The sequence below is a fragment of the Roseomonas sp. 18066 genome, assembly GCF_902706185.1.
Taxonomy (GTDB): domain Bacteria; phylum Pseudomonadota; class Alphaproteobacteria; order Acetobacterales; family Acetobacteraceae; genus Pseudoroseomonas.
In genome coordinates this window covers 1-11,164 of sequence record NZ_CACSJM010000182.1, presented here as the reverse complement: position 1 = coordinate 11,164, position 11,164 = coordinate 1, and the positions used below count along the sequence as shown (strand labels likewise).

Annotated in this window: 12 protein-coding genes; 4 read left to right on the top strand and 8 right to left on the bottom strand. The window is 71.0% G+C overall.

Annotated features, from left to right (window positions below; all coding sequences use genetic code 11):
* The 7 genes from GVN67_RS25500 to GVN67_RS25470 form a co-directional block, all read right to left on the bottom strand.
* A partial coding sequence (locus tag GVN67_RS25500) for a RibD family protein (RefSeq protein WP_200845393.1) occupies positions 1-437 on the bottom strand: 437 nt, incomplete at its 3' end.
* A 39-nt stretch (positions 438-476) separates the two neighbouring features.
* Complete coding sequence (locus GVN67_RS25495) at positions 477-1,034, bottom strand: VUT family protein (protein ID WP_160000131.1); 558 nt, start codon at positions 1,032-1,034, stop codon at positions 477-479.
* On the bottom strand, positions 1,027-1,761 hold the full coding sequence (gene queC / locus GVN67_RS25490; protein ID WP_160000130.1) for a 7-cyano-7-deazaguanine synthase QueC: 735 nt from the start codon (positions 1,759-1,761) through the stop codon (positions 1,027-1,029). The genes GVN67_RS25495 and queC overlap by 8 nt, the downstream gene beginning before the upstream one ends.
* A 59-nt stretch (positions 1,762-1,820) precedes the next feature.
* Complete coding sequence (locus GVN67_RS25485) at positions 1,821-3,029, bottom strand: Zn-dependent hydrolase (RefSeq protein WP_160000129.1); 1,209 nt, start codon at positions 3,027-3,029, stop codon at positions 1,821-1,823.
* A gap of 103 nt (positions 3,030-3,132) precedes the next feature.
* Entirely contained in the window at positions 3,133-3,903 is a 771-nt protein-coding gene (locus GVN67_RS25480; RefSeq protein WP_160000128.1) for an SDR family NAD(P)-dependent oxidoreductase, read from the bottom strand.
* Positions 3,900-4,883: a 3-hydroxyacyl-CoA dehydrogenase family protein gene (locus tag GVN67_RS25475; RefSeq protein WP_160000127.1), complete on the bottom strand. Its 984-nt coding sequence runs from the start codon at positions 4,881-4,883 to the stop codon at positions 3,900-3,902. The genes GVN67_RS25480 and GVN67_RS25475 overlap by 4 nt, the downstream gene beginning before the upstream one ends.
* The gene (locus GVN67_RS25470; protein ID WP_160000126.1) at positions 4,880-6,559 is read right to left on the bottom strand and encodes a thiamine pyrophosphate-binding protein; all 1,680 of its coding nucleotides are present in this window, start codon (positions 6,557-6,559) and stop codon (positions 4,880-4,882) included. Before GVN67_RS25470 ends, GVN67_RS25475 begins: the two co-directional genes overlap by 4 nt.
* Before the next feature lie 136 nt (positions 6,560-6,695).
* Here GVN67_RS25470 and queA point away from each other — a divergent pair, with 136 nt between their 5' ends.
* From queA to queG, 4 genes are read left to right on the top strand one after another with little or no spacing between them, the layout of a single operon-like run.
* Positions 6,696-7,787: a tRNA preQ1(34) S-adenosylmethionine ribosyltransferase-isomerase QueA gene (queA, locus tag GVN67_RS25465; protein WP_160000125.1), complete on the top strand. Its 1,092-nt coding sequence runs from the start codon at positions 6,696-6,698 to the stop codon at positions 7,785-7,787.
* Entirely contained in the window at positions 7,784-8,914 is a 1,131-nt protein-coding gene (gene tgt / locus GVN67_RS25460; RefSeq protein ID WP_160000124.1) for a tRNA guanosine(34) transglycosylase Tgt, read from the top strand. Before queA ends, tgt begins: the two co-directional genes overlap by 4 nt.
* Complete coding sequence (gene queF / locus GVN67_RS25455) at positions 8,911-9,375, top strand: preQ(1) synthase (protein WP_160000123.1); 465 nt, start codon at positions 8,911-8,913, stop codon at positions 9,373-9,375. The genes tgt and queF overlap by 4 nt, the downstream gene beginning before the upstream one ends.
* 43 nt (positions 9,376-9,418) lie before the next feature.
* On the top strand, positions 9,419-10,447 hold the full coding sequence (gene queG, locus GVN67_RS25450; RefSeq protein ID WP_160000132.1) for a tRNA epoxyqueuosine(34) reductase QueG: 1,029 nt from the start codon (positions 9,419-9,421) through the stop codon (positions 10,445-10,447).
* On the opposite strand, the gene GVN67_RS25445 is transcribed toward queG, so the two are convergent.
* A partial coding sequence (locus GVN67_RS25445; RefSeq protein WP_160000122.1) for an SGNH/GDSL hydrolase family protein occupies positions 10,441-11,164 on the bottom strand: 724 nt, incomplete at its 5' end. The two genes, queG and GVN67_RS25445, sit on opposite strands and share 7 nt — an antisense overlap.

Genomic DNA, 11,164 nt, shown 5'->3' with positions numbered 1-11,164 from the left:
AGACAGGCGAAGACGCCATACCCGGTGCCGAGGCGGCGCTCGGTGTCCAGCACCACCCGCAGCGGGCTGGGGCCGGGGCAGTTGCGCGTGGTCAGGCGGGGGTCGTCATGCTTCACCGTGCCGGCGCCGACGACGACGGCGTCGCAGAGGGCGCGCAGGCGGTGGGTGTGCAGCAGGTCGCCCTCGCCGCCGATCCATTGGCTGGAGCCGGAGGCGGTGGCGATGCGCCCGTCCAGCGTCTGCGCCAGCCGCCCCAGCACCAGGCAGCCATCGGGGGCCGCGGGCGGCGCCAGGATGGGGGCGAAGAGGGCTGTCAGCGGGTCGGCCGGCAGGGGTGCCGCGCCCCCCTGGTCGCGGTGCCGCAGCAGGGCCGACCAGATCGGGTCGGCGGCGAGGTCCGCCCGGGGGGGGGCGAGGGGCGGTTCGGTGTCGGCCATCGCCCCCCTCTATGCCCGAGGCCGGGCATGGTTGCCAGCTTAGGCGGGGACGATCCCGCGGCGGGCATCGGCGCGGCGCAGCCAGGCGGTCAGCGGCAGGGCCAGGGCCACCATCCAGAACTTGCCCATGACCTGGCCGGAGAGGTAGCCGAGGTCGCCAAAGGCGATCCACAGGAAGAAGACGCTGTCGACCACCAGCCCGACCAGGCCGGAGGCGGCGACGGCCAGCACCAGGTTGCGCTTCTGCAGCGGCGTGTAGACGGCCAGATCCGCGGTCTCGCTGAGCAGGAAGGCGGCCGCCGAGGCCACGACCAGCGCCGGGGGCGCGAGGAAGGCCGACAGAACAGTGCCGGCGACGATGGCCATCCAGGCGAAGCGCAGGCCCAGGCGGCGCTGCACCAGGTCGCGCAGGACCAGGGCCAGGCCGATCATCAGCACGCCGGAGGGGGCCATGACGCCAGGGGCCACCGGGATCAGGCAGGGGCCGTTCGGCACGCAGACGGTGCCGGCATTGCCGATGAGCCAGTTGGCGATGGGAATGGTCAGGCCGAAGCCTGTCAGCGCCAGGAAGCCTTCCAGGCGGCGGGGGTCAGTCATCTGCGAGTTTTCCATTGCTGGGCGGGTGCATCCGCGCGTGAGCGCGGGTCTCGTACTCCGCCCAGCCCCTGGCGCGCAACTCGCAAGCGGGGCAGGTGCCGCAGCCATGGCCCCAGGGGTGCAGCGCGCCGCGCTCGCCCCGGTAGCAGGTGTGGGTTTTTTCCACGATGTCGCAGACCAGTTTCCGCCCGCCGAGCTCTTCCGCCATCTCCCAGGTCTGCGCCTTGTCCAGCCACATCAGGGGGGTGTGCAGGACGAAGCGCTGGGCCATGCCGAGATTGAGCGCCACCTGCAGCGCCTTGATGGTGTCGTCGCGGCAGTCGGGATAGCCAGAGTAATCCGTCTCGCACATGCCGCCGACGACGTGGCGCAGGCCGCGGCGATAGGCCAGCGCCGCGGCGAAGGTCAGGAAGACGATGTTGCGGCCGGGGACGAAGGTGTTGGGCAAGCCGTCCTCGCGCATGGCGATCTCGGTCTCCCGCGTCAGCGCGGTGTCGGAGATTTCTTTCAGCGCATCGAGGGCGAGGGTGTGGTCGGGGCCGAGTTTTTGGTGCCAGTCGTCGGGCAGGGCTTTCCGGAAGGTGTCGCGGCATTCCAGCTCGATGCGGTGGCGTTGGCCGTAATCGAAGCCGAGGGTTTCGACGTGATCGAAGCGGGAGAGGGCCCAGGCCAGGCAGGTGGCGGAGTCTTGTCCGCCGCTGAACAGGACGAGGGCGCTCTCGGTCATGGTGGTATGCTTTCTGAAGGCGGGGTCCGGGGGGATACTATCCCCCCGGCCTTTCTCTGTCAGTTGGCCCCCTTCAGGAAGCGGTCGGCGGCTTCGACGAGCACCTGCGCGCCCAGAGCGAGATCGGCCTCCTTGGTATCCTCCGACCAATGATGGCTGATGCCCCCGATCGAGGGGACGAAGACCATCGAGGCCGGCATTGTCTTGGCGACGTATTGCGCGTCGTGGCCGGCGCCGCTGGGCATGACCTGGCTGCAGCCGGGGTCGAAGCTGTCGGCGGCCGCCGTCAGCGCCCGCATCATGGCCGGGTCGCAGATGGCCGGCGTCGCCTTGCTGACGGCCAGCAGCTGGATGCTGCAGCGGTCGCGGCGGTTGGCTTCCTGCACCAGGGCGCGGAGGGTGGCCTCCATCGCCTGCAGCTTCTCCATCGAGACGTCGCGGAACTGGAACAGGACATCGGCGCGGCCGGGGATGATGCTGGGGGCGCCGGGCTCGAGGGTGATGCGGCCGGTGGTCCAGGTGCTGCGCGGGCCGCAGATGCGGGGGAACTCGGCGTCGATGGCGGCGAGCAGGCGGATGGCGGCCAGGCCCGCGTCGCGGCGCTCGGCCATGGTGGTGCCGCCGGCATGGTCCTGCTGGCCGTCGATCACCAGGCGCCACTGCCAGATGGCGACGATGCCGCTGACCACGCCGATGCGAAGATTGGCCTGCTCGAGCTGGGTGCCCTGCTCGATATGCATCTCGAAGAAGCCCTTGTAGCGGCTGGGGTCGATCTGCATGCGCGGCAGGCCTTCCAGCCCGGCCGCCTTGAGGGCGTCACGCAGCGGCGTGCCGTCGGTGCGGTTGCGGCTGCGGTCGATCTCTTCCTCGGTCAGCTCGCCGATGATCGACTTGCTGCCGAGGAAGCCGCCCTCGAAATGGCCTTCCTCGTCGGCGAAGGCGCAGACATCGACGGGCAGGCCGGCGCGGGCCAGGGCGAGGGCCGCGACGACGCCGAGCGCGCCATCCAGCCAGCCGGCCTCGTTCTGGCTTTCGATATGGCTGCCCGACAGCAAATGCGGGCCCGGGCCCTTGTGGCGGCCGAAGACATTGCCGATGCCGTCGATCGAGGCCTCGAGCCCGACCTCCTCCATCTTCGCCATCAGCCAGCGGCGGGATTCCATGTCCTGCGGCGAATAGGTCGGACGGTGGACGCCGGTCTTGAAGCGGCCGATCTGGCGCAGCTCCTGCAGGTCCTGGAGGAAACGGGCGGTGTCGGCCTGGGGCATTGGGGCATCCATGCTGCGTTGCCCGGGCATGGTGCGGCGCGAAATCAGAAGCATCAAGGCGGCAGCGGGGGATTTCCGGTCCCCGCGCCGCCGCCGGTATCGCTCAGCGGGATTCGAGCGTCAGGCCGCCGTCGACCACCACGGTCTGGCCCGTGACCATTCCCGCGCCGGCCAGGAGGAAAAGAATAACGTCGGCGAGGTCGTCGGGCTGGCAGCGGCGCTTCAGCAGCGCCTTGGCGGCGGAGGCGGCGCGGCGCTCCTCGGTCCATTCGACCATCCAGGAGCTGTCGACGGCGCCGGGGGCCACCGCATTGACCCGCACCTCGGGCGACAGGCCACGCGCCAGGTTCTTGGTCAGGCTGACCACCCCGGCCTTGGTGGCGCCATAGGCCATCGAGCTGCCGGGGCTGTCGAGGCCGGCGATGGAGGCGACATTGACCACGGCGCCGCGCGCTTCCTTCAAGGCGGGGGCCGCCGCCTTGGCGCAGCGGAAGACGCCCAGCAGGTTGACCTGCAGCACGGTCGCCCAGAGCTCCTCCGTCAGCCGGTCGAGGGCGCTGGGCGGGATCAGGCTGCTGGTGCCCGGCGTGCCGGCATTGTTGACCAGGTAGTCCAGGCCGCCCAGCGCGGCGATGGCGGCTTCCACCATGCGCGGGCCGTCGGTGGCGTCGCCGACATTGCCGGGGGCGGCGATGACGTCATGGCCGGCGGCCTGCAGCTCGGCCAGCACGGCCGCCGCGCGGGCGTCGTCGGCCAGGTGGTTGACGGCGACGCGGCAGCCGGCGCTGGCCAGCTGCCTGACGGTCGCCAGGCCGATGCCGGACGCGCCGCCGGTGACCAGGGCGCGCTTGCCGGTGAGCTCGTAGCGGATCATGCCTTTTCGTTCTCCTTGGCCGCCATGGGGGCCGTCATGAGGCCCGCCATGGGGCCGATCTCGCGCACCGCTTTCTTCAGCGCCAGCAGGCGGCGGTCGCGCTCGGCCAGCAGGGCAGCGGGGTCCTCGCCGCCCCAGTCATAGAGGCCGCGGCCGGTCATCACCCCGGCATGGCCCTGGGCCAGCGCCGCATCCAGCGCGTCGCTATGCCCGCGCAAGGGCGGCGGCGCGTACATCTTGTTGGCCAGGGCATGGGCCGAGAGCTGCAGCCCGGTGAAGTCGCCCTTGGCCATCTGGCCAAGCAGCAGCAGCCGCAGGCCGAGGCCGTGGATGATGGCCTCGTCGATTTCCTGCGGGCTGGCATAGCCTTCGTCGAGCAGGCGGTAGCATTCCAGGCTGAGCGCCGATTGCAGCCGGTTGGCGATATAGCCGGGCAGGAAGCGGCGCATCACCAGCGGCACCTTGCCCATCGCCCGCAGCATTGTCGCCACCTCGTCCACCAGCTCCGGCGGGCATTCCGGGCTGCCGACCAGGTCGACCAGGTCCACCAGATAGGGCGGGGTGTACCAATGCATGATGATCGCCCGCGGCAGCCGCGCGGCCGGCATCAGCGGGAAGACATCCAGGTAAGACGTATTGCTGGCGAGGATGGCGCCGGGCGGCATCGCCGCGTCGAGCGCCTCGAAGACAGCGCGCTTCGCCTCGGGCTTCTCGATGATGGCCTCGATCACCAGCTCGGCCTCGGCCACCGCCTCGGCCAGCGTCGGCGCCAGGGTGACGCGCTCGCGCAGCCCCTCGGCCGAGAGCACGCCCGCCTCGTCGGCGGCGGCGAGCGTCTGCCGCGCCTTCTCCATCAGCGCCGGGGCGCGGGCCAGCGTCTCGGCATTGGTGTCGGTCAGGCGGATGCGATGGCCGCCGATGGCGAAGACCAGGGCCAGCGCATGGCCCATCAGCCCGGCGCCGATGATGGCGATCCTCATGCAACGGTCTCCGGCGCCCAGGGCTCCGGCGCGCGATGGTCGATGCCGGTCATCACCTCGACCACCACGGTCTCGTCGGATTCCATGGCCTCGCGCAGGGCGGCGGCAATGTCCTCGGGCTTGTCGACGCGGATGCCGCGCAGGCCGAAGCCGGCGGCGATGGCGCAGAAATCGGTGTGCTCGCCGAAGCGCAGCAGGGTGCCGGCCAGCTCCGGCTTGTTGCCGGCGGCGCGCAGCAGGTTGGGCCAGCCCTGGCCGAAGCCCTGGTTGTTGTTGATCACCAGGGTGATGGCGATGCCGCGGCGCTTCGCCGTCTCCAGCTCGGTCAGGTGGTAGTAGAGCGCGCCGTCGCCGCTGTAGCAGACCACCTTCCGGTCGCCCGCCGCGCATTTGGCGCCAAGCGCCGCCGGGAAGGCCCAGCCCAGCGACCCCGCCGCGCGGAGGTAGCGCTGCCCGGTGCCGTTGAATTCTATCAATGTCCCGGTCCAGATCCCCGAATAGCCGGTGTCGGCGACGAGCACGCCGTCTTCGGGGAGCGCCGCCGAGATTTCCGCGCAGAGGCGGGCGGGGTCGATCGGGGCCTCATCGCTGGCGAGGCGCGGCGCGATGGCGGCGCGCCAGCCGGCGATCTGCTGCGCCGCCCATTCGGCATAGGCAGGGTCGCGCGGCGCGGTGCCGAGCAGCGGCAGCAGCGCCTCCAGCGCCGTGCGCGGATCGGCCTGCAGCGACAGCGCGGCCGGGCAGCGGTCGAGCTCCAGCGGGTCGGCGTCGATCTGCAGCAGGGTGGTGGCCGGGCCCGGGATGCGCCAGGCATGGGTCACCTGGTCGCCCATGTCGCAGCCGACCAGCAGCACCACCTCGGCGTCATGCAGGATGCGGTTGGCGGGCGGGGCCGAATAGCTGCCGACGACGCCGATGTTCAGCGGATGCCGGCTGGGCAGCAGGTCGCGGGCGCCGAGCGAGGTCGCGATGGGGGCCTGCAGCCGCTCGGCCACCGCCAGCAGTGCCTCGCCACAGGAAGAAAGGGCGGCGCCATCGCCGGCCAGGATGGCGAGCTTGCCGGCGCCGGAAAGCCGCTCGGCCAGCGCCGCCAGCACCGCGGCATCGGCGGCCGGGCGGTGGCGCGGGGCGTTCCATTCAGAAAAATCGCCGGGCTCGGCATGGCCGGTGTCGCCCTGCTCGACGACCTCGCCCATCAGCCCGTTCAGGTCCAGATGCACCGGGCGCGGCGGCGCCACGGTCGCCGCCGACCAGGCCTGGCGGAACAGCCGCGGCAGGTCGGCGGCGGCCTCGACCGTCATCGAGGCGCGGGTGACCGGGGCGAAAAGCGGCCCGTGCGGCACTTCCTGATAGGCGTTGCGGTGCTGGGCCGACGGTTGCTTGCGGCCCGACAGCGCGATCATCGGCGCCCGGCCCAGCCAGGCATCCTGCAGGGCGGCGGCCAGGTTGGCGGCGCCCACCGACTGGGCGGCGACCACGCCGGGCCGGCCCGAGAGGCGGGCATAGCCATCGGCCATATAGGCCGCGCCCTTTTCCGAATGCGCCAGCACCGGCTGGACGCCCTGGGCCTGCAGATGCATCAGCGTCGGCCGCAGCACGGCGTCGATGAAGAAGACATGGCTCTGGCCAGACCGCGCCAGGCTGCGCGCCAACCATTCCGCCCCGTTCAGGCTCATTCCTGGACCCCATTCCCTCGTTTTGCGGCGAGCCTGCCCCCGTTGACCGCCGAGGACAAGGCACCCCCTGGCGTCGCGGCAGCCCTGCTTTGCTTGCCTTTGCGCGGCCCCTCCGCTACCGCCCGGCAGCAACGCCATGACCCAAGACGCCCCTGTCCCGACCCCCCCGCTGCCCGAGCTGCGCGCGGGTGATTTCGACTTCGACCTGCCCGAGGCCCTGGTCGCCCAGGCGCCGGCCCGGCCGCGCGACTCTGCCCGGATGCTGGTGGTGGGCGCCGACCGCCCGGTCGATGCGGGCGTCGCGTCGCTGCCGGACTGGCTGCGGCCGGGCGACCTGATGGTGGTGAACGACACCCGGGTCATTCCGGCGCGGCTGCGCGCCCGCCGCGGCCTGGCCCAGGTCGAGATCATGCTGAACCGGGCCGAGAGCGGCGGCCTCTGGCACGCGCTGGTGCGCAACGCCAAGAAGCTCCGCCCGGGCGACCTGCTGGACATCGAGGGCGCCCCCGAGCTGCGCCCGCGCGTGGTCGAGCGGCAGGAGGGCGGCGCCGTTCTGCTCGATTTCGGCCCCGACCAGGCGCTGCTGGCCGCCGTGCTGGAACGCGCCGGCGAGATTCCGCTGCCGCCCTATATCGCGCGGCCCGACGGCCCGACGGCGCAGGACCTCGACGACTACCAGCCGATCTTCGCCCGCCAGCCCGGGGCGGTGGCCGCGCCCACCGCCAGCCTGCATTTCACCCCGGCCCTGCTGCAGGCGCTAGAGGCCCGCGGCGTCGGGCAGGTGGCGCTGACGCTGCATGTCGGCGCCGGCACTTTTCTGCCGATCCGCGGCGACAACCCCCGCGAGCACAAGCTGCATGCCGAATGGGGCGAGATTTCTGCGGAAGCGGCCGCGACGATCAACGCGACGCGGGCCAGGGGCGGGCGGATCGTCGCCATCGGCACCACCGCGCTGCGGCTGCTGGAAAGCTCGGTCGATGCGCAGGGCGTGGTCCACCCCTTCCGCGGACTGACGGAAATCTTCCTGCTGCCGGGGCATGTGTTCCATTCGGCCGATATGCTGCTGACCAATTTCCACCTGCCCAAGTCCAGCCTGTTTATGCTGGTCTCGGCCTTCGCCGGGCAGGCGCGGATGCGCGACGCCTATGCCCATGCGGTGGCGCAGGGCTACCGTTTCTACTCGTATGGCGACGCCTCGCTGCTGACCCGGGAGATTTCCACGCCATGACCCTCTCCTGGAGCTGCCAGTGCCAGGACGGCCGCGCCCGCGCCGGCACGCTGCACACCGCGCATGGCGAGGTGCAGACCCCGGTCTTCATGCCGGTCGGCACCGCCGGCACGGTGAAGGGGATGACCGCCGATGCGGTGCGCTCGACCGGCGCCAGCATCGTGCTGGGCAACACCTATCACCTGATGCTGCGGCCCGGGGCGGAGCGGGTCGGGCGGCTGGGCGGGCTGCACAAGATGATGGACTGGCACGGGCCGATCCTGACGGATTCGGGCGGCTTCCAGGTCATGTCGCTGTCGCAGCTGCGCAAGCTGGACAAGGACGGCGTCACCTTCCAGAGCCATATCAATGGCGAGCGGTTCCGCGTGACGCCGGAGCGCTCGATCGAGATCCAGCACCTGCTGGATGCCGACATCACCATGTGCTTCGACGAATGCACGCCCTTCCCGGCGACGCATGAGGTCGCGGCCAAGAGCATGCGGCTGTCGATGGACTGGGCCGCCCGGTCGCGCGCCGCCTTCGTCGAGCGCCCGGGCTACGGGCTGTTCGGCATCCAGCAGGGCAGCGTCTTCGAGGATCTGCGCGCCGAGAGCGCCCGAGCGCTGCGCGAGATCGGCTTCGAGGGCTATGCGCTGGGGGGCCTGGCCGTCGGCGAAGGTCAGGCGGAGATGTTCCGCGTGCTCGACTTCGCCGTGCCGATGCTGCCGGAGGAGAAGCCGCGCTACCTGATGGGCGTCGGCACGCCGTCCGACCTGATCGGCGCGGTGTCGCGCGGCGTCGACATGTTCGACTGCGTCATCCCGACGCGCTCGGGGCGGACGGGGCGGGCCTATACCAGCCGCGGCGTCATCAATATCCGCAACGCTCGCCATGCCGAGAGCCTGGCGCCGCTCGACCCCGAATGCGACTGCCCGGCCTGCACGAAGCATTCGATCGGCTATCTGCACCACCTGTTCAAGGCGGGCGAGATGCTCGGGCCGATCCTGCTGACCTGGCACAATATCCGCTACTACCAGGTGCTGATGGCGCGGCTGCGCCAGGCGATCCTGGACAACCGCTTCGCTGAAGTGGCCGAGGCGGAAGCCATCCAGGCCGGCTGGGCCAAGACGGAGGAGATCCCCGCATGACCACCCATGATGTCTCCGGCCTGACCATGCTGGGCCGCCAGGTGGCCGCGCCCGCCAGCCCGGAGGAGGCGGTGCTGGAGCGCGTGCCCAACCCGCATCCCGGCACGCGCTACTGCGTCCGCTTCGTGGCGCCCGAGTTTACGTCGCTGTGCCCGCTGACCGGGCAGCCCGACTTCGCGCATCTGGTGATCGACTACGTCCCGGGCGACTGGCTGGTCGAGAGCAAGAGCCTCAAGCTCTTTTTGACGTCCTTCCGCAACCACGGGGCTTTCCACGAGGCCTGCACGGTGGGGATCGGGCTGAAGCTCGTGGAGCTGCTGGACCCCGCCTGGCTGCGGATCGGCGGCTATTGGTATCCGCGCGGCGGCATTCCGATCGACGTCTTCTGGCAGACGGGCACGGCGCCGGACGGGGTGTGGATCCCGGCCCAGGACGTGCCGCCCTATCGTGGCCGGGGGTGAGACCCCTCCGCGCCTGACGCGGCCGCCGCTGACGCCCGAGGGCATGGCGGCGGCGATCCGCGACCAGGCGCTGGCGCTGGGCTTCGATGCGGTGGGCTTCGCGCCCGCGCATCTGGGGCCCGAGGTGCGTGCCCGGCTGGATGATTTCCTGTCCGCCGGGATGCAGGGCGAGATGGGCTGGCTGGCGGATCGCGTCGAGCAGCGCGCGCAGCCGCGGTCGCTCTGGCCCGAGGCGGTGTCCGTCGTCGCGCTGGGGATGAATTACGGGCCGGAGCTCGACCCGCTTTCCATCCTGGAGCAGCGCGACCGGGCGGCGATCAGCGTCTATGCGCGCAACCGGGACTACCACGATATCGTCAAGAAGAAGCTGAAGGCGCTGGCGCGCTGGATGGCGGAAAGCTGGCGCGCCAGCGACGTGAAGGTCTTTGTCGACACGGCGCCGGTTTCCGAGAAGCCATTGGGCCAGGCGGCCGGCCTCGGCTGGCAAGGGAAGCACAGCAACCTCGTCTCCCGCGAATTCGGGTCCTGGCTGTTCCTGGGCGAGGTTTTCACCACGCTCGACCTGACGCCTTCGGGCGCCGAGCTCGATCACTGCGGGCGGTGCAGCCGGTGCCTGTCGGCCTGTCCGACGCAGGCTTTCGTCGGGCCCTACAGGCTGGATGCGCGGCGCTGCATTTCCTACCTGACCATCGAGCATAAGGGCCCGATCCCGGAGGAATTCCGGGTGGCGATGGGCAACCGCATCTATGGCTGCGACGATTGCCTGGCGGTGTGTCCCTGGAACAAGTTCGCCTCCGCGACCGCCGAGCCGGGCCTCGTCGCGCGCGAGGATCTGACCGCGCCGCTTTTGGCCGAGCTGGCGGTGCTGGACGATGCGGCGTTCCGGGCGATGTTCAGCGGGTCGCCGATCAAGCGGATCGGGCGGGATCGCTTCGTGCGCAACGTGCTGAACGCGATCGGCAATTCGGCCGATGCGTCGCTGCTGCCCGTGGCGTCGGCGCTGGTGGATGATGGGGCCGAGGTGGTCGCCGATGCCGCCCGCTGGGCCGTCTCGCGCCTCTCCGCTTACTGACTTTCCCGGCTCACCTGCCGCGCGATCCCGCCGGCCAGGACCTCGGCCATGCATTGGTAGCCCAGGTCGTTCATGTGGAACCCGTCTTCCGACAGCATGAGCACCGGCGCCGGCAGCGACTGCCAGTACCGCATGATGGCGTAGCGCCGCATCATGGGCACGCGCTTCTCCACCGCCACGCGCTCGATGCTCTGCACGAAGGTCATGTAGAGCTCTTCCTTCGGCGTGCGCGGGAAGTATTGGGGGTTGATCAGCACCAGGTCGCGGCCCTGCTCCAGCACGAAGTCGATGCCTTCGCGCAGGATGCCGGAGAAGGCCTGGGCGGTGATGCCCTGCAGCGCGTCGTTGGTGCCGATCTGCCACAGCACCACGTCGGGCGCCCAGTCCACCACCGCGCGCTTCATGCGGGCGAGGGTGGTGGAGGCGACCTCGCCGCCGATGCCGTCGTTGCGGACGGTGATGTCGGCGCCGGGCAGCAGCCGCTTCAGCGCCGCGGCCAGGCGGGGCGGATAGGCATGCGCCGGCACCGTCGCGCCGATGCCGGCGGTGGAGGAGGAGCCGATGGCCAGGATGCGGATCGGCTGCTTCTCCTGGATCAGCGTCGCCATGCGGGGCAGGGCGAATTGCAGGGCGCGCAGCTCGTCGGGCACGGTGCAGGCGGCGGGGACGTTGTCGGTGGTCACCGGCGGCGGCGGCGCGGCGGAGGTGGGGGCCACC

Excerpts from the sequence above, each read along its gene's own strand:
- GVN67_RS25495 (WP_160000131.1), bottom strand. The coding sequence starts at position 1,034 with ATGACTGACCCCCGCCGCCTGGAAGGCTTCCTGGCGCTGACAGGCTTC.
- queC (WP_160000130.1), bottom strand. The coding sequence starts at position 1,761 with ATGACCGAGAGCGCCCTCGTCCTGTTCAGCGGCGGACAAGACTCCGCC.
- GVN67_RS25485 (WP_160000129.1), bottom strand. The coding sequence starts at position 3,029 with ATGCCCCAGGCCGACACCGCCCGTTTCCTCCAGGACCTGCAGGAGCTG.
- GVN67_RS25480 (WP_160000128.1), bottom strand. The coding sequence starts at position 3,903 with ATGATCCGCTACGAGCTCACCGGCAAGCGCGCCCTGGTCACCGGCGGC.
- GVN67_RS25475 (WP_160000127.1), bottom strand. The coding sequence starts at position 4,883 with ATGAGGATCGCCATCATCGGCGCCGGGCTGATGGGCCATGCGCTGGCC.
- GVN67_RS25470 (WP_160000126.1), bottom strand. The coding sequence starts at position 6,559 with ATGAGCCTGAACGGGGCGGAATGGTTGGCGCGCAGCCTGGCGCGGTCT.
- queA (WP_160000125.1), top strand. The coding sequence starts at position 6,696 with ATGACCCAAGACGCCCCTGTCCCGACCCCCCCGCTGCCCGAGCTGCGC.
- tgt (WP_160000124.1), top strand. The coding sequence starts at position 7,784 with ATGACCCTCTCCTGGAGCTGCCAGTGCCAGGACGGCCGCGCCCGCGCC.
- queF (WP_160000123.1), top strand. The coding sequence starts at position 8,911 with ATGACCACCCATGATGTCTCCGGCCTGACCATGCTGGGCCGCCAGGTG.
- queG (WP_160000132.1), top strand. The coding sequence starts at position 9,419 with ATGGCGGCGGCGATCCGCGACCAGGCGCTGGCGCTGGGCTTCGATGCG.